Genomic DNA, 16,792 nt, shown 5'->3' on the forward strand with positions numbered 1-16,792 from the left:
CGGGCCACGTCGAGACGAGATGCTCAGATTCAGTGTTCAGGATATCGAACAGTGAGGCTATCTTGACCAAAGCAAGACGACTGGACGATCTGTGGTCCCACATCCACTGCCTGGCGATCCTCGCAAGAAGTGGGACCTTCACCGCGGCCGCAAGTCGCCTGCACATCAGCAAAGCATCGGTCAGCCAGCGAATAGCTGAACTCGAAGCGGCCGCTGGGATTCCGCTGGTTCGACGTACAACGCGAAGCGTCCGTCTCACGGAGGCGGGCCAACGGTTGGTGGACGGCACCGCAGACGCCTTCGGAAGAATTGAACAGATATTCACTGGGGTGAAGGATCTCTCCGAACACCCGCGAGGCGTTCTCAGCTTGACCGCGCCGGTCGCCTTCGGGCGACAAATCATTGCTCCCCTCATTCCGAAGTTTCTGGCGCGCCACCCCGAGGTGCAGATTCAAATGGAATTGAGCGACCGGCTCGCATCGCTTGCAAACGAGGGGTTTGATGTCGCGATTCGACACGTGTCGGAAGTGCCAGAGACGCACGTTGCCTCGATCCTGTGTGAGACCCGCTCCGTCCTTGTGGCGACGCCCGAATACCTGGGCAAGCATGGGACACCAGAGCACCCGTCTGACCTTCGCCGGCATAGTTGTCTGCACTACTTCCGGCGCTCGGAATCAGTGAGCTGGACGTTTGAACGCGAAGGCGCGGTGACGGAGGAGTTCATCGTTGCCGTACGTGGCAACTTCGCGGCAAATAACAGCGAGGTGCTCAGGCAGGCCGCGCTCGGTGACCTAGGAATCGCCCTGCTCCCTGACTTCAGCGCAAGGTCAGAGTTGCAGGCAGGCGCCTTGGTACCAGTGCTGCCTCAATGGCGAATCGTAGGCGGGTTTGCCGACCGTCTCTACCTGGTTCGGCCCTACACAACTCATGTACCGAGAACTGTGACTGCGTTCACGGTCTTCTTGAGGGAGGCGCTTTCCTCTGGAATCGCTCCGAGTCACTGAACGTTCGATGAAGCCTGAGCGCGGACGCCGCCCATAGACCTTCAGGCAGCCCACATCAGTACAACCTGGTTGAGCATGCGCCTCCTACGACCAGCCAGCCGAAGAGGATCAGCGAAATAGTCAATGGCTTGGCCTCAGCCTTCCTGATTGCCCCAACATGTGTGGTCAGTCCGAGTGGCGCATTCTTCGGATGGCTCAGGCCGTTGACTGCTCTGGATATTCAAGACAGCGTCCGTCTGGCGACGCATCCAGACCGGCCTCGCGCTTCCGTAGTTCAGCGCGACGGGTCTTGCCCGAGATGGTCTTGGGCAAGTCGGCGAACTCGATCTTGCGGATTCGCTTGTACGGCCCGAGGCGCTCGCTACAAAAGCGCAGGATGTCCTGGGCCAGATCGGCCGTGGGCGCCCGCCCAGCAGTCAACGTCACGATGGCCTTGGGCACGGCCAGGCGCACTGGGTCGAAGCTGGGGATCACGGCCCCCTCGGCCACGGCAGGATGCTCGATCAGCACCGACTCCAACTCAAAGGGGCTGATGCGGTAGTCCGATGCCTTGAAGACGTCGTCGGCGCGACCAACGTAAGTGATGTAGCCGTCCGCGTCCCGGCTGGCGAGATCGCCGGTATGGTAGTGACCATTACGCATCACGTCGGCGGTGCGTTCAGCATCATCGGCGTAGCCGACCATCAGGCCCATGGGCCCCGAGGCGAGGTCCAGGCTGATCTCGCCTTCCGCCGCAGACTGGTCATCGACATCGAGCAGGTTCACCCGGTAGCCAGGCAAGGGCCGCCCCATGCTACCCGGCCTGAGCGGCTGGCCAGGCGTGTTGCCGATTTGGCAGGTGGTTTCGGTCTGGCCAAATCCGTCGCGCAAGGTGATGCCCCAAGCCTCCTGGAATCGCGCAATCACCTCAGGGTTCATCGGCTCGCCCGCGCCGATCAGCTCTCGCAGATGAACCTGGGTGCGCGAAAGATCCTCCTGCATCAGCAGCCGGTAGACAGTCGGCGGCGCGCACAGCGTGGCGACGGGCCGGGCTTGCAGAATGTCCAGCAAGGCGCGCGCCTGAAAGCGCTGGTAGTTGTAGACCATGACGCAGGCCTGCGCGTTCCACGGCGCGAAGAAGCAGCTCCAGGCATGCTTGGCCCATCCGGGCGAAGAGATGTTCAGGTGCACGTCGCCCGGCATGAGCCCCAGCCAGTACATGGTGGACAGGTGGCCGATCGGGTAGCTCTGATGGCTGTGCAACACCAGCTTGGGCTTGGATGTGGTGCCCGAGGTGAAGTACAGCAGCAGCGGATCCGTGACGCGAGTCGGCTGCTCGGGCGTGAAATGCGTCGGTGCGGCGTAGGCATCTTCGAAGCGCAGCCAGCCATCGGCTGCTCCGGCGGCGGCGATGCGCGTGTACCCACCGGGAATGTCATCGAACTTGGCCGTGTATTCGGCCGACGCGATGACATGCCGCACCTGGCCACGCTCGAAGCGATCCAACAGGTCTTCGTGTGACAACAGCGTGGTCGCGGGAATCACGACCGCGCCGACTTTCATCGCCGCCAGCATCGCCTCCCACAGGCAGCGCTCGTTTCCCATCATCAGCAACAGGCGGTCGCCGCGACGCACGCCTTGCGCCCGCAGCCAGTTGGCGGCGCTGGAAGAACGTGTGCTCATCTGGGAGAAAGAGCAGATCTCCTCGCGGCCGTCCTCCTCGACGATCCACAGGGCCGGCGACCCGTTGCCAGCGGCGATGTAGTCAAAGTAGTCGAGCGCCCAGTTGAAGGTTTCCAGCCGCGGCCAGACAAACCCTTTGCACGCCGCCTCGTAGTCGATGCGATGCGCCTGCAGGAAGTCGCGCGCAGCGACAAAGGTTGCGAAGGTGTCGCTGTTGATATGGTTCGACATGACCTTGTCTCCTGGTTGTTGCCAATCAGGACGGCAGTTCGTCCTTGGTGATCACCCAAAGCTTCTTGGTGAACGGCCCCTTCGAGGTCCAGGTGATGTGCTGCCCCGACGACAGCCCGATGATGTCGCCTGCGCGGAAGTTCTGCTTCTTCCCGCTCGCGGTCTCGACGACTTCGACCTCTCCTTCGAGCAGCAGGATCGTTTCGTCACCGAGCGTTCCCGTATAGGGCGTCACCAACGTGCCCTTGGCATCGACGTTGGTGCCGGCAATGCCCTTGCCTGAACGCCAGATGCCGCTCAGAAAGGTGCCCGTCGACCCACCCGTCCGGATGAAGAACAGTTCACCGGCCACCTGCGCGCCTTCCTTGGGCTCGGTGAAGTGATACTCCTGCCAATCGGATGGGTTGTCGCTGACGTTCGTGACCTGGAAGTCCTGCGGCGGACTCCGCGTGGCCTGCGACCCGTTCCAGATCACCCAATACTTCTTGAAGTATGGCGCGCGGATGTCCCATTCCACTTCGAGGCCCTTCGGGTGACTGATGACGGAGCCGGGCTCGACGAGGTACTGCTTGCCAGTGGCCTTGACGGTAATGACGGCCGAGCCTTCGAGCACCACCGCTGTTTCGTCGCCAAGCGGCGACGAATAGGTCAGGCGATGCGCGCCACTCGCGGCCGCGCCGCGCGAGTTCGACCCGGTGCGCCAGAGGCCTGCCTGCAAAGAGCCGGACGTGCCGCCGGAACGGATCACCGCAATCTCTCCGTGAACCTGCTTGCCCAAGCGTGGCTCCTCCCATTCAAACGGATGCCATTGCTCCGGCTGCGGGTTCTGTGTACCGCCATGCACGGTGTCCTTGACGATGCTGGTCATGCTTGCTGCTCCTGTGTTGAATCGTCTCTTGGTGAAAGCCCCTCGCGGCAGAGACGATGAAGAACGAGTCGAAACGAACCGCGCGAAACGGCTGGCTAGACGGCGATGAAAACCGACTTGGTTTCCAGATACGCATCGAGCGCGTTCCGTCCCAAGTCGCGGCCGATGCCGGACTGCTTGTAGCCCCCGAAGGGCATAGAAGGATCGAGCGCGCTGTGGCAGTTGACCCAGACCGTGCCGGCCTTGATCTTCGGAATCAGGCGATGCACCTTCGAAAGATTGTTCGACCAGATGCTCGCACCGAGCCCATAGGGTGAATCGTTCGCCCAGGCGGCAACTTCCTCGATCGAGTCGTACGGCAGCGCCGTCAGCACCGGACCGAAAATTTCCTCCTGCACCACTCGTGCGTTTTGGCTCACATTCGCGAGCACCGTCGGACGCACGAAGTAGCCCGCGCCCGGCTGCCGCTCCCCGCCCGCGACGATCTCCGCACCCGAGGCGCGTCCCGCCTCGATGTAACTGCAAACCCGGTCGAGCTGCTCCTGTGAGACCAGCGGCCCCATCTGTGCGGACGCATCGAAGCCACTGCCAAGTGTCATCCGATCGGCGATCTTGCCGATCTCGCCAACCACGCGCTCGTACATCTTCTTGTGCACGTACAGCCGCGAGCCCGCGCAGCAGACCTGGCCGTGGTTGAAGAAGATCGCGTTGGCCGCGCCGGCTGCTGCGGCTTCCGGGTCGCAATCATCGAGAACGATCACCGGCGACTTGCCGCCAAGTTCGAGCGTGAAGCGAGTCATGTTGTCAACGGAGGCATGACCGATCAGCTTGCCGACTTCGGTGGAGCCCGTGAAGCTGATCTTGTTCACGCCCGGATGGCGTGCCAGCGGTGCGCCCGCGCCCAGCCCGTCGCCGGTCACGATGTTGACAACGCCCGGCGGGAAACCAGCCTCTCGGATCAACTCGCCGAGGTACAGCGCGCTCAACGGCGTCTGTTCTGCCGGCTTGAGCACAACGGTACAGCCGGCGGCAAGCGCGGGACCGAGCTTCCAGACTGCCACCATCAACGGGAAATTCCAAGGCACGATGGCACCGACCACGCCGACTGCTTCGCGCCGCGTATAGGTCACGAACTCGGCCTTCAGCGCATAGGGCACCGAGTGCTCTTGCGTCGAGCCTTCGATCTTGGTGGCCCAGCCGGCCATGTAGCGCAGGAAATCCACGGTCATCGCCAGGTCCACTGCGCGCGCGATCGCGACAGCCTTGCCGTTGTCGATCGACTCGATCTCGGCCAGCGCCTGCGCGTGCTCCTCGACAAGATCCGCGAGCCGCAAAATCAGCCGCTCACGTTCGACCGGGCGCATGCCGGACCAGGGGCCTTCTTCGAAGGCCTTGCGCGCGGCGCGCACCGCGCGGTCGATGTCTTCCGCCCCGGCCGCCGCAACCTTGGCGATGACTTTCTCGGTGGCCGGATTGCGCGTCTCGAAGGTCGCGCCGTTCGCGGCAGACACCCACTCGCCATCAATCAGCAGTTGGTGCGTTCCGCGCTTGAGAAAGCCCGCCGTGCGCTCGGATATGAAATGTTGGATATCGGAAAGATCCATGCCGCCTCCAGATGATTTTCCGAACGCGATATGCGTGTCGGAATGGCCGTGTTCCGACGGCCTGGAGGCACTGTAGGGAGACGTTGGGCGCACGACTGGATCAGGACAATCCCTGACGGGAAAGTGTTCCAGCGCGGAACACTTTCCGGGCGCGGCGCGAACTGCGCAGAAAGATCGTGCTCAGTCCGCCGCCTTGCGGTGGCGATAGATCAGGCCGCGCGAGACGCCGAGCAGGCGTGCCGCACGCGCCACGTTTCCGCCGCTTTCTGCAAGCGCACGCGCGATCCTTTCGTCCCGGCTCGCGCGCAGGGTGGACGGTGCCGCGTTCGCTGCATCTTCTGCCTCGGCCTGTTCTGACTGCGATGCCGCTGGATCATCCGGCAATGCGGACGTCGCGACGAAATCTGCGGACGACTTGCAAGTTGAATGGCTCACCGAGCCGCCGGTCCGGTCGCCCGGGAGGCTGGCAGTCCTGCCACCGACGGTATCGGCAACGGCTCGCCCGGTACCGGTACGATCGTCCGGGTGCCAATGCGCCAGCGCCCAAACCCGCAGTCCATTCGGCAGACACAGATGCTTCGGTTGATCTTCGCGAAGCGCACACAGCGTATGCATCGGCCAGCCGAGTACGCTCTCGACCGCTTGCCCGATCGCGCCATCCGTCAAGCGCCTGGCGACTTCGTTGAGCCACTTTAGATGACCCTTCTCGTCGACCACCATCAATCCCGCCTGCGGCGGAGATAGCAAACCGGGCTCGACCTGGAACGCCAACAACAACATGCCGCGCGACTGCCGCGCGACGAGGTGGTATTCGATCATCCCTGCGTAGGTGCTGATCAGGGTCGCGGCATCGAAGCCGAACGAACGCCCTTCGACCGAAATATTCAGTACACCGGCCAATTGGGCATCCAGGTCGTGAATCGGCGCCGCGGTGCACCGCACGTTGGTGATCTCCTCGTTGAAGTGCTCTCCCCAGCGCACGGCACAGGCCTGCCCGGTCTTCATCACGATGCCAGGTGCGGTGGTGCCGAGCGCGGGTTCGGAAAGATCGACACCGACCCGCGCGATCCCCTTCATCAGCAACTCTTCGTGCGTGTCCCGACAGCGGCTCGCATACACCACGATCCCGTCGCGGTTGGTCAGGATGATCTGGCAGGGCGTGTCAGCCAGTACCGTTTCGAGCCGGCTCAAGCCTGGCGCGGAGGCTTCCCGCAGTTGCTGGCTGGTGCGCAGCGCGGCTGCAATGTTCAGCTTGCTGACCGCGTCAAGCACCAGAGGCTCGCGTGCGCTGCGACCCGACGTCACGCAGCGATACCAGGACTGGATGACCGCCTCGCTGACGAGGCCGGACGGCCGCTCGCCTGATTCAAAGAAGCGCTCGCGGGCCAGCGCAGCGCGCTGCTCGGGTGTGCCAAAGAAGAGCTGGGACTGGGCCATGCGGGGAATCCAGGGACGATGCGCCTTGTCCTTCGCCGGCGACCGGCAGACAAGCGCGCGTTACGCCTACGTGCGCAGGATCACGCTTGTATGGCCACGCCGGCGCAATGTCAATTCGCTCTATTCCGCGATATGCGGACGAAAGCCGCGAGCGATGGTTCAGGAACGGGCCCTGAACTGGCTGGGCGACAAACCGGTCGAATGGCGGAACGCCTTGGAGAAGTTGGCCAGCGAGGAGAAGCCGGCCGAAAACGCGATCTCCTCGATCGAGCAACATTCGTCGCGCAGACGACGCTTGGCCAGCATGAGCCGCCGCTCAGCCACGAAGGCATGCGGCGCTCGACCTGTCGCAGCCCTGAAGCTGCGAGTGAAGTGGCCCACGCTCATGCAGGCGATGCCCGCGAGCTCAAGCACTGTGAAGTCCTGGTCGAGATGGCCATCGATGAAGTCGACCACGCGTGACAGGCGCCGGCTGTCCAGCGGCTTGGGCATCTTGTCGGCCAGCGGCCGGGCCAGTCCCAGTTCCGAATAGTTCTTGAGGAGGTGGGCGCTGAGCGCCACCGAGAGGCTTTCGACGAACAGCCGCCCGACCCCCGTCTCGTTGGACAGCTCGCCCACGATCTGGTCCGCGATCATGCTCACGAAGGGGTCGTGATCGATCGCCTGATAACGCAGGCCGGCCCGGGCCGGATCGATGTCGAACTCGCGCTGGACGGTCTCGGAGAACGGTTGGCCGGGCAGGAACAAGTGCAGGCAGTCGGCCATGGGCTCGACCACGTTGATGTACTCCTCCTCGATGCCCGCGGGGCACAGCCAGATGGTTCCCCGATGGCCATGCGTGTGCTCTCGCCGGCCCCCGCCTGCGCGGTCGACCAGCGTCTTCCCGCTCAGTTGAATGGCGACCTCGGTTTCACGCGGCACCAGCCGGGGCAGTTCCCCGGCCGCGTGGCTCCAACGCTCGGCCAGGATGGCCGACCAGCCCAGCGCGCTGGAGGTCTGGCGCATCGTGCTGTTGACGTACTTGTCCAACGAATGCCCGAACATGGTGCTTGACCGGCTATGGGATTGATTGCAGATGGCGTGGTGCACGAAGCGTGCCGAATCATCATCCGCACGGCAGGAAAAGTAAATGTCGCTTTGGGAGAAGGGCTTTGGCCTCCGGTCTCGCCAGACTTGCCTCACCACGTGAAGCACTGGAGAGAAAGGACCCCCTATGGCCCGACACGTTGTCGTGGGCGCCTGCCCGCACGATTGCCCCGATACCTGCTCGATCCTGACCACCGTCGAGGACGGCAAGGCGGTGGCGGTGCGCGGCAATCCTGATCACCCCTTCACCCGCGGCCGGCTGTGCGTGAAGGTCAACAACTACCAGGACCGGACCTACAGCGACCAGCGGCTGCTCTTCCCGATGCGCCGCAGCGGGCCCAAGGGCAGCGGGCAGTTCGAGCGCATCTCGTGGGACGAGGCGCTGGCCGAAATCGCCAGCCGCTGGAAGGCGCTCATTGCCACGGAGGGTCCGCAGTCCATCCTGCCCTACAGCTACCTCGGAACGCAGGGCATCCTCAACGGCCTGAATGTAGGCGACCCGCTGTTCAACAAGCTGGGCGCCACGGTGTGCGAGCGCACCTTCTGCGACTCGGCCTCGTGCACCGCCTACATGATGACCATCGGCCACACGCCGGGCGCGGACCCCGAGAGCTTCGTGCACTCCAGGTACATCGTGCTGTGGGCCTGCAACACGCTGAGCACCAACTCGCACCACTGGCCCTTCATCGAGCAGGCGCGCAAGAACGGCGCCAAGCTGGTGGTGATCGACCCGGTGCGCACGCGCACAGCGCGGCTGGCGGACTGGCACATCCCCATCCGGCCGGGCACCGACGGCGCGCTGGCCCTGGCGATGGCACACATCCTCATCCGGGACGGCCTCATTGACCGCGACTACATCGACCGGCACACGCTGGGCTTCGACGAGCTGGCCGAGCGGGTGAAGGCGTACACGCCGGAATTCGCCGCAGAGCAGACCGGCATCCCGGTGGAGGACATCCTCAAGCTCACGCGGGAATACGCCTCGACACCACCCGCCGTGGTGCGCATCGGCGTCGCGGTGGAGCGCCATGCGGGCGGCGGGCAGACCGTGCGGGCGATCGCCTGCCTGCCCGCGCTCATCGGCGCGTGGAAGCACGTGGGTGGCGGCCTGCTGCAGCTGCCGATCTGGGCCTTTCCGGTGAACTGGCCGGGGCTGATGCGGCCGGACCTCCAGCCGGAATCGATGCGGGTGATCAACTCCTGGCGCCTGGGCCCGGCGCTCACGGGCGAGACGTCGCTGGATCCGCCGATCCGCTCGCTGTTCGTCTACAACGCCAACCCGATGGCCATGGTCAGCGACCAGGACAGGATCGAACGGGGCCTCGCGCGCGAAGACCTCTTCACCGTGTGCAGCGAGCATTTCATGACCGACACGGCGCGCTTCGCGGACATCCTGCTGCCGGCCACGACGCAGTTGGAGCAGAAGGACATCATGTTCTCGTGGGGGCACCTGTACCTGTCCTACAACAACCCGGCCATCGAGCCGCTCGGCGAAGCGGTGCCCAACACCGAGCTGTTCCGCCGCCTGGCGCGGGCGATGGGCATCGAGGATCCTTTCTTCCATCGCTCGGACGACGAGATGATCGAAGCATCGCTGGACTGGAGCAGCCCGGTGCTCGAAGGCATCACCCTGGAGGAACTGAGGCGCAAGGGCTTCATGCGCCTGAACATGCCCGTGGCTGACGACTGGGCGCCGCACCGTGAAGGCAACTTCCCGACGCCGTCCGGCAAGTGCGAATTCAAGTCATCCATGGCAGAGGGCGGCAACTTCGTGGTGCCACTCTTCAGGCAGGGCTATGGCGGCCAGCAGGCGGGCGAGCCGGTGGACCCGCTGCCGCACTACGTCGCACCCAACGAAAGCCCGGCCACTGCGACCGCGCTGGCGCAGCGCTATCCCTTGAGCCTGATCTCGCCCAAGAGCCATGCCTTCCTCAATTCCAACTACGGGAACCTGCCGGCCCAACGTGCTCAGGCGGGCGAGGAGCAGATGGTGCTGCTGCATCCCGATGACGCGAGCGCCCGCGGCATTGCCGCCGGAACGCCGATCCGCGTCTTCAACGACCGCGGCGCCTTCGAGGCCAAGGCCACGCTCTCGGCCGACGTGTCGCCGGGGCTGGTGATGGCGCCCTCGGGCTACTGGCACCGGTCGAACCGCGCCGGCCCGACGGTGCACGCGCTCACGCCCCTGGCCTTCGCGGACCTGGGCCGCGCGCCCACCTTTTCCGACACGCTGGTGCAGGTCGTCGCCCTCTGAGCCCGCGCCTCTCCCCAACCTTTTCCCCTTCACGAACATGGCCTACGTCGTCACCGACCTCTGTACCGGCTGCCGCTACACCGAATGCGTCACCGTCTGCCCCGTCACCTGCTTCCACATGGACGAGCGGATGACCTACATCGATCCGGAGAACTGCATCGACTGCGGAGGCTGTGCCACCGCATGCCCGGTGGGCGCCATCCAGGCTTCGTTCCTTCTTCCCGCCGACAAGGCGCCGTGGATCGAGATCAACAGGCTCCGGTCGGCCGAGACGCCGGTGATCGCCGAACGCCTGCCGCCCTTGCCCACCGCCGAAGCGCGGCGCATGGAGCTGGGCCTATGAGCGACGCCTCGCCGTTCAGGGTGGCCGTCGTAGGCGCGGGGCCCAGCGGCTTCTACGCCGCCGAGGCCCTGCTGCGCTCGGCGCTGCCCATGCGCGTCGACCTGCTGGAGCGGCTGCCCGTGCCCTATGGCCTCGTGCGCTACGGCGTCGCGCCCGACCACCCCAAGCTCAAGCAGGTGACCGCCGTCTTCGACCGAATCGCGGCGATGCCCGGCTTTCGCTTCGTCGGCGGCGTCGACCTCGGCGCGGACGTCTCGGTCGACGCGCTGCTGGCGAGCTACCACGCGGTCATCCTGGCCACAGGCGCACCGCTGGGCCGGCCCATGGGCATCCCCGGCGAAGACCTGCCCGGCAGCCACCTGGCCAGCGATTTCGTCGGCTGGTACAACGGCCACCCGGACCAGAAGGACTGCCACTTCGACCTGTCGTGCGAACGCGCGGTGATCGTCGGCCAGGGCAATGTCTCGCTCGACGTGGCGCGTATCCTGCTGAAGGGCGTGGACGCGCTGCGCCGTACCGACATCGCGGCCCAGGCGCTGGACGCCCTGGCGCGTAGCCGCGTGCGCGAGGTGTACATCGTCGGGCGCCGCGGTCCTGCGGATGTCCGCTTCTCGCCCAAGGAACTGCACGAGATCGGCGAGCTGCCTTCGTGCGACACGCTGGTGGACGCTGCCGACCTCCGCGCCGAAAGCTTCGCGGTGCCCGCCGGAACCGATGCGGAGAAGGCGGCGGCCATCGCGATGCTGGAGCGCCTGGCAGTCGTTCGCGCTGCCAAGGAAAAACGCTGCGTCTTCCGCTTTCACCTGGAGCCGCAGGGCATCGAAGGCGCCACGTCGATCGAGCGTATTCGTTTCGGGAGGCCGCACGGCTTGCCGGCGGGCCCGGAATCCGTCGAGCTCGAATGCGGCCTGGTGTTCTCCAGCATCGGACGCCGGTCGTGCTCGATCGCGGGTGTTCCCTACGACGCGGGCCGCGGCACGCATGCGAATCTCAACGGCCGCGTCATCGACGGCGGAAGGCTCGTGAGCGGCCTCTATGTGTGCGGCTGGAGCAAGCGCGGGCCCCAGGGCACCATCGGCACCAACCGCGCCTGCAGCTACGAAACCGCCGAGGCGGTGCTGGCCGACCTGCCGGCCCTCGCGCATCGCACGCCGGCGGTTGAACACCCCCTGCGCGGCGCCAGGCCCGCGCAGTACGTCGGGAAGTACCTCGACTTCCAGGACTGGGCGCGCATCGACGCTGCCGAGGTGGCGCGCGGTGCCGCGCTCGGCAAGCCGAGGGAGAAGTTCGTCTCGCTCGAGCATCTGTATGCGGCGGCGCGCGAGGAGCTTCCATGCTGATGGACCTGCGCCGAACTGCACCGGTGGTATCGGTGGCGCCGCTGGTCGACAGCTTCGAGCGGCAGATCAGCTACCTGCGCCTGTCGGTGACCGACCGCTGCAACCTGCGCTGCGTCTACTGCATGTCGGAGAACATGCAGTTTCATTCCCGCCCGGACCTGCTCACGATCGAGGAGCTCGACCGCCTCGCACGCCTCTTCATTGCGCGTGGGGTGAAGAAGCTGCGCATCACCGGCGGCGAGCCGCTGGTGCGCAAGGGTGTCATCGAGCTGTTCCGGTCACTGTCCGGCTGCTTGAAAGATGGCTCCCTGCGCGAGTTGACCTTGACGACCAACGGCCTGCGGCTCGCGCACTTCGCGCAGGACCTCGCGGCGGCAGGCGTGCGGCGGGTGAACGTTTCGCTGGACACGCTCGATCCGCAGCGCTTCGCGCAGATCACGCGCGGCGGCGCGCTGGACAAGGTGCTGGAAGGCATCGCAGCGGCGCAGGACGCAGGCATGGCCGTGAAGCTCAACGCCGTGGCCTTGCGCGGCGTCACCGACCTGGAGATCCATGAGCTGATCGGGTTCGCGCACGGCCGCGGCATGACCCTGACCCTGATCGAAACCATGCCCCTGGGCGAGACCGGCTTCGACCGCACGGAACAGTTCCTGGGCCTGGACGCGCTGCGCCGCGAGATCGGCAGGCGCTGGACCCTCTCTGACGTGGCGGACCGCAGCGGCGGCCCCGCGCGCTACGCCAGGGTCGAGCAGACCGGTGGCCTGCTCGGTTTCATCACGCCGCTCACCCAGCACTTCTGCGGCGACTGCAATCGCGTGCGGGTGACGGCCGCCGGCATGCTCTATACCTGCCTCGGACACGAAGACGGCGTCGATCTCCGGGAACCGATGCGCACCGGGGCGAGCGATGCGCGGCTGCACCAGGCCATCGGCGGCGCCATCGCGCACAAGCCCGAAGGCCACGACTTCTCGCTTCAGGGACGCGTCATGCCGGTCAAGCTGGTCCGCCACATGTCCGCGACTGGCGGGTAGTCATGGCTTCGTCCTCGCTTGCCTTGCGCCTGCCCCAATGCGCGAGACATCCTGCGCAAGCTGAGCCTCAGCTCGCGCATGCAGCAGGCTGTGGTGTACGCGGTTGGACGGTTGCGATGGGCACGACCCGACCACCACACGCGCACGAAGCGCTTGCCGCGCTCGCCTCGCGCCACTCGATCGGTGCCAGGATGCTCGCGTCGCCCGCGCCCAGCGACGCGCAATGGGCCGAGGCCGCCCGCATCGCCGCTCGCGCCCCCGACCACGGCCACCTGCGGCCCTTCCGGTTTGTGATCGTCGGTGATGAGCATCGCGCGCGGCTCAGCGAACTCTTCGCGCAAGACGCACTGCGCCGCGGCCAGTCGCCCGCAGACGTCGAGCGTGCCCGACAGCGCGCCTACAACGGACCGGGCCTCGCGGCACTGATCGGCCGCTTCCGCGAAGGCGTCGACGACGTGCCGGTGCAGGAGCAATGGATGTGCTGCGGGGCGGCGTTGATGAACTTTCTCAACGCGCTGCACCTGGTGGGATTTGGTGCAAAGGCCGTCAGTGGGCCTTCAGTGCGCGATGCGGCAATCCGGGCAGCGTTCTGCGCGGAGGGCGAGACACTGCTGACTTGGGTGATTGCGGGGACAACGGGGCAGGTGCCGAGGGCCAAACGGGGAGACGAGGGCGACGTACGCATTGAGAGTTGGGTGCCACCCCACGGTTGCCTCGGCACCCGCGCGTTCGATCGCTGATCCGGGACGGTTCAGACATGACCCATGTCGGTTTCAGGCCACTTCCCCAATGCAGCGCACGCCGCGTTGTTCCTCACGGATGCAGCGAACCTTCTCGTCACGCCAATGGCGGCCCATGCCGCGAGCGGGCTGCGGTGCAGGCGCGCCGCAAATGGTGCCGAAGCAACCTTGGCACATCGATGAAATTCGCCAACTCAATGACAGCAATGAACTATCTCATCGACCATCCAATCCTGATCAACATATCGGGCAGGCTCGCCACAACACGCGGCGGACGTATCGCTCTGCATTTAGCGTGCATGCTGGCCGGCAGCGATCGGCGGCCTCATTGGCGGGGAATCTGCCGAGAACTGGCAGGTCGCTGACCGTTTGAGGGCCTGTCGGCTGCGGATCTGACAGCGGCGACGACGACGACTACTGCGGAAGGATGGCGCTCGCGTACGGAGCGAACTGTCGAAGATTTTCGTTTACCTGCAGTTCCCGGCCGACAGCCGGAAACGCTCTCTGAGCACAGTTCTCGCGATCACATATCTTGCAGCCAGCACCGATCGGCGTAGCTGCATCCGGATTGCTTAAATCGATCCCTGTGGCGTAGACAAGCCGATGAGCGTGTCGTACGTCACACCCCAAAGCCACCGCAAAAGTGCGCGCAGGTGCACCAAACCCCCCGCGTCGCCGTGAAATGCACCGCGCGATCCAGAGGTAGGTACGGCCATCCGGCATGCTCGCGAGCTGCGTCAAGATCTTGCCCGGCTGGGCGAAGGCCTCATACACGTTCCACAGCGGACAGGTACCACCGGTGCGCGAGAAGTGGAAGTCCGTGGCCGATTGGCGCTTCGAGATGTTGCCCGCTCGATCAACCCGCACGAAGAAGAATGGAATGCCCTTCGCGTCGGGTCGCTGCATCGTCGAGAGTCGATGACACACGGTCTCGAAGCTGACGCTGAAGTGTTGGCTGAGCAGTTCGATGTCATACCGGAGGGCCTCGGCCTCTGCCAGAAATCTCCGGTAGGGCAACAACAGAGCGCCCGCGAAGTAGCTCGCAAAGCCAATGCGGGCCAGCGCACGTGCCTCATCGCTGCCAAAGCTCGCATGGTTCGCAAACGACTCGATCAGGTCTTCAGCGTCAAGGCGTGCGATCTGGGTTGCGAGTTGAAAGGCCCTTTGCCCGGGCTCGAGGTCGGCCGAGAGGCTCAAGGTGCGATCCGTTGGATTGAATCCGCGTACGACATCGGCGTTGTTGCCGAAGCGACGTGTCTTCAGGGTCGCGACTCCGTGCACTGCTGCCAGGTGTCTCTCGAGAAGAGGCACCAAGTCGCCGCCCACGGCAGTCACGTCGTCCGGGTTTGTCTTGCGCCGCCTGGCCTCGTCGCGACGCAGTTTCTCGAACAGTTCCTCAGCCCGCTCGTCGAGTACTGCCATGTGGTTGTGGCGTTCATAGAAATAATCCCGCACCTCTTCGAAAGGCTGCAGAGGCGCAGCGAAAAACGAAGGATTGCGATCTCCGTCCAAGCCACCCGCCAGGAGCGCCAAGCGCTCCTCGGCGCTCCTGCAGCGCTTGTGAAGCCGCGTCAACACCTGGGCAATCGCCGGAAGCTGAGCGACCAACGCTTGAACCTCCGAGTTCGGTACCAGGTCTTGCCCAGCCGCCTCGGCAACCACTTCGCGCAGTTCGGAGAGGAGCCGCGCCTCCTCGTCTTCCGAGAAGAACTGAAGGTCGACGCCCATCGTCGATTGCAGCCGCAGCAACACCGGCACCGTGAGGGGCCTCTGGTTGTTCTCAAGCTGATTCAAGTAGCTTGGCGACAGCTTGAGGGCCTGCGCCAGTGCGGCCTGCGTGATCCCGCGCTGTTCGCGCAGGGTCTTCAGTCTCACGCCCATGTAGGTCTTGTGCATCGGTACTTCGCAAACATTGCAAATTGATGGCTAGGGCTTCGCAAACATTCGCCACTTCAGCCCTAGGCAAGGAGATTGTCCATTGCGAAGATTGCAAACACAACCTGGCACCTTATCGAAAGTGAACCTCGCGATGACGACACAAGCCACCGCTGCATCCTTCAAGCCGAAAAAATCGGTTGCCCTTTCAGGCGTCACCGCCGGCAACACCGCGCTATGCACCGTCGGCCGCACAGGCAACGACCTGCACTACCGCGGCTACGACATCCTGGATATCGCCGAAGTGTGCGAGTTTGAGGAGATCGCACACCTGCTGGTGCACGGCAAGCTGCCCACGCGCGCCGAACTCAGGGCCTACAAGACGAAGTTGCGCGCCATGCGCGGCCTGCCCGCGAGCGTGAAGGAAGCGCTGGAGCGACTGCCCGCCGGCGCGCACCCGATGGACGTGATGCGCACCGGCGTCTCGGCGCTGGGTTGCATCCTGCCCGAGAAGGATGACCACAACCTGCCTGGCGCGCGCGACATTGCCGATCGGCTGATGGCCTCGCTCGGATCGATGCTGCTCTACTGGTATCACTGGAGCACACAGGGCAAGCGGATCGACGTGGAGACGGACGACGACTCCATCGGCGGGCATTTCCTCCACTTGCTGCATGGCGAGAAGCCCTCCGATGCCTGGGTGCGTGCGATGCACACCTCCTTGAACCTGTACGCGGAGCATGAGTTCAACGCCTCCACTTTCACGGCACGCGTGATCGCGGGGACCGGCAGCGACATGTACTCGGCCATCGCCGGCGCGATCGGCGCGTTGCGCGGGCCAAAGCACGGCGGCGCGAACGAGGTGGCCTTCGAGACCCAGAAACGCTACGACACCCCGGATGAGGCCGAGGCCGACATCCGGAGCCGCGTGGAGGCCAAGGAGGTCGTGATCGGCTTCGGCCATCCGGTCTACACGGTGAGCGATCCGCGCAACGTCGTCATCAAGGGCGTGGCAAAGCGCCTGTCGGTCGAGGCCGGATCCACCAAGATGTTCGACATCGCCGAGCGGATTGAATCAGTGATGTGGGAGGCCAAAAAAATGTTCCCCAACCTCGACTGGTTCAGCGCCGTGAGCTACCACATGATGGGCGTGCCGACTGCGATGTTCACGCCGCTGTTCGTGATCGCGCGCACCAGCGGCTGGGCCGCGCACGTGATCGAGCAGCGCGTGGACAACAAGATCATCCGCCCGAGCGCGAACTACGTCGGGCCCGAGGACCTGAAGTACGTGCCGATCGGCGAGCGCGGGTAAGAATC

General features: G+C 64.9%; 14 protein-coding genes. 8 read left to right on the forward strand and 6 right to left on the reverse strand.

The window, feature by feature from the left end; translation table 11 throughout:
• Window positions 1–62 precede the first annotated feature (62 nt).
• Window positions 63–1,004 (forward strand): LysR family transcriptional regulator, encoded by a 942-nt coding sequence (locus VAR608DRAFT_RS06585; protein WP_088958650.1) that lies wholly within the window; start codon window positions 63–65, stop codon window positions 1,002–1,004.
• A 195-nt stretch (window positions 1,005–1,199) separates the two neighbouring features.
• Here VAR608DRAFT_RS06585 and VAR608DRAFT_RS06590 read toward each other — a convergent pair whose 3' ends face one another.
• The 5 genes from VAR608DRAFT_RS06590 to VAR608DRAFT_RS06610 form a co-directional block, all read right to left on the reverse strand.
• Entirely contained in the window at window positions 1,200–2,897 is a 1,698-nt protein-coding gene (locus VAR608DRAFT_RS06590) for an AMP-binding protein (protein ID WP_088953328.1), read from the reverse strand.
• 25 nt (window positions 2,898–2,922) lie between these two features.
• Window positions 2,923–3,765 carry a cupin domain-containing protein gene (locus VAR608DRAFT_RS06595; RefSeq protein ID WP_088953329.1) on the reverse strand — a complete coding sequence of 281 codons (843 nt, stop codon included), beginning with the start codon at window positions 3,763–3,765 and terminating at the stop codon, window positions 2,923–2,925.
• Window positions 3,766–3,860: 95 nt separating this feature from the next.
• Window positions 3,861–5,369: an aldehyde dehydrogenase family protein gene (locus VAR608DRAFT_RS06600; RefSeq protein ID WP_088953330.1), complete on the reverse strand. Its 1,509-nt coding sequence runs from the start codon at window positions 5,367–5,369 to the stop codon at window positions 3,861–3,863.
• Between the two features lie 180 nt (window positions 5,370–5,549).
• Window positions 5,550–6,806, reverse strand: a complete 1,257-nt coding sequence (locus tag VAR608DRAFT_RS06605) for a helix-turn-helix domain-containing protein (RefSeq protein ID WP_088953331.1) — start codon at window positions 6,804–6,806, stop codon at window positions 5,550–5,552.
• A 159-nt stretch (window positions 6,807–6,965) separates the two neighbouring features.
• Window positions 6,966–7,850 carry an AraC family transcriptional regulator gene (locus VAR608DRAFT_RS06610; RefSeq protein WP_088953332.1) on the reverse strand — a complete coding sequence of 295 codons (885 nt, stop codon included), beginning with the start codon at window positions 7,848–7,850 and terminating at the stop codon, window positions 6,966–6,968.
• A 169-nt stretch (window positions 7,851–8,019) separates the two neighbouring features.
• Between VAR608DRAFT_RS06610 and VAR608DRAFT_RS06615 the strand changes: the two genes are divergently transcribed.
• The 6 genes from VAR608DRAFT_RS06615 (at window position 8,020) to VAR608DRAFT_RS36810 (ending at window position 13,965) form a co-directional block, all read left to right on the forward strand.
• Window positions 8,020–10,146 (forward strand): molybdopterin-containing oxidoreductase family protein, encoded by a 2,127-nt coding sequence (locus VAR608DRAFT_RS06615; RefSeq protein WP_088953333.1) that lies wholly within the window; start codon window positions 8,020–8,022, stop codon window positions 10,144–10,146.
• Between the two features lie 37 nt (window positions 10,147–10,183).
• Window positions 10,184–10,489, forward strand: a complete 306-nt coding sequence (locus VAR608DRAFT_RS06620) for a ferredoxin family protein (RefSeq protein WP_088953334.1) — start codon at window positions 10,184–10,186, stop codon at window positions 10,487–10,489.
• Window positions 10,486–11,829 carry an FAD-dependent oxidoreductase gene (locus VAR608DRAFT_RS06625; RefSeq protein ID WP_088953335.1) on the forward strand — a complete coding sequence of 448 codons (1,344 nt, stop codon included), beginning with the start codon at window positions 10,486–10,488 and terminating at the stop codon, window positions 11,827–11,829. Before VAR608DRAFT_RS06620 ends, VAR608DRAFT_RS06625 begins: the two co-directional genes overlap by 4 nt.
• A complete protein-coding gene (gene moaA / locus VAR608DRAFT_RS06630; RefSeq protein WP_088953336.1) occupies window positions 11,823–12,860 on the forward strand; it encodes a GTP 3',8-cyclase MoaA in 1,038 nt (345 codons plus the stop codon). The genes VAR608DRAFT_RS06625 and moaA overlap by 7 nt, the downstream gene beginning before the upstream one ends.
• A 116-nt stretch (window positions 12,861–12,976) precedes the next feature.
• Entirely contained in the window at window positions 12,977–13,600 is a 624-nt protein-coding gene (locus VAR608DRAFT_RS06635) for a nitroreductase family protein (RefSeq protein ID WP_157730683.1), read from the forward strand.
• Between the two features lie 179 nt (window positions 13,601–13,779).
• Window positions 13,780–13,965 (forward strand): hypothetical protein, encoded by a 186-nt coding sequence (locus VAR608DRAFT_RS36810; RefSeq protein ID WP_157730685.1) that lies wholly within the window; start codon window positions 13,780–13,782, stop codon window positions 13,963–13,965.
• 49 nt (window positions 13,966–14,014) lie between these two features.
• Here VAR608DRAFT_RS36810 and VAR608DRAFT_RS06640 read toward each other — a convergent pair whose 3' ends face one another.
• Complete coding sequence (locus VAR608DRAFT_RS06640; protein ID WP_088953338.1) at window positions 14,015–15,496, reverse strand: short-chain fatty acyl-CoA regulator family protein; 1,482 nt, start codon at window positions 15,494–15,496, stop codon at window positions 14,015–14,017.
• A gap of 133 nt (window positions 15,497–15,629) precedes the next feature.
• On the opposite strand from VAR608DRAFT_RS06640, the gene prpC reads away from it, so the two are divergent.
• The gene (gene prpC / locus VAR608DRAFT_RS06645) at window positions 15,630–16,787 is read left to right on the forward strand and encodes a bifunctional 2-methylcitrate synthase/citrate synthase (RefSeq protein ID WP_088953339.1); all 1,158 of its coding nucleotides are present in this window, start codon (window positions 15,630–15,632) and stop codon (window positions 16,785–16,787) included.
• Window positions 16,788–16,792 lie beyond the last annotated feature (5 nt).

It is taken from the genome of Variovorax sp. HW608, assembly GCF_900090195.1.
In the GTDB taxonomy this organism is placed as follows: Bacteria; Pseudomonadota; Gammaproteobacteria; order Burkholderiales; family Burkholderiaceae_C; genus Variovorax.

Coding starts and splice junctions, on each gene's coding strand:
- prpC (WP_088953339.1), top strand. CDS start 15,630: ATGACGACACAAGCCACCGCTGCATCCTTCAAGCCGAAAAAATCGGTT.
- VAR608DRAFT_RS06620 (WP_088953334.1), top strand. CDS start 10,184: ATGGCCTACGTCGTCACCGACCTCTGTACCGGCTGCCGCTACACCGAA.
- VAR608DRAFT_RS06625 (WP_088953335.1), top strand. CDS start 10,486: ATGAGCGACGCCTCGCCGTTCAGGGTGGCCGTCGTAGGCGCGGGGCCC.
- VAR608DRAFT_RS06640 (WP_088953338.1), bottom strand. CDS start 15,496: ATGCACAAGACCTACATGGGCGTGAGACTGAAGACCCTGCGCGAACAG.
- VAR608DRAFT_RS06605 (WP_088953331.1), bottom strand. CDS start 6,806: ATGGCCCAGTCCCAGCTCTTCTTTGGCACACCCGAGCAGCGCGCTGCG.
- VAR608DRAFT_RS06635 (WP_157730683.1), top strand. CDS start 12,977: ATGGGCACGACCCGACCACCACACGCGCACGAAGCGCTTGCCGCGCTC.
- VAR608DRAFT_RS06595 (WP_088953329.1), bottom strand. CDS start 3,765: ATGACCAGCATCGTCAAGGACACCGTGCATGGCGGTACACAGAACCCG.
- VAR608DRAFT_RS06610 (WP_088953332.1), bottom strand. CDS start 7,850: ATGTTCGGGCATTCGTTGGACAAGTACGTCAACAGCACGATGCGCCAG.
- VAR608DRAFT_RS06615 (WP_088953333.1), top strand. CDS start 8,020: ATGGCCCGACACGTTGTCGTGGGCGCCTGCCCGCACGATTGCCCCGAT.
- VAR608DRAFT_RS06600 (WP_088953330.1), bottom strand. CDS start 5,369: ATGGATCTTTCCGATATCCAACATTTCATATCCGAGCGCACGGCGGGC.
- VAR608DRAFT_RS36810 (WP_157730685.1), top strand. CDS start 13,780: ATGAAATTCGCCAACTCAATGACAGCAATGAACTATCTCATCGACCAT.
- VAR608DRAFT_RS06590 (WP_088953328.1), bottom strand. CDS start 2,897: ATGTCGAACCATATCAACAGCGACACCTTCGCAACCTTTGTCGCTGCG.
- moaA (WP_088953336.1), top strand. CDS start 11,823: ATGCTGATGGACCTGCGCCGAACTGCACCGGTGGTATCGGTGGCGCCG.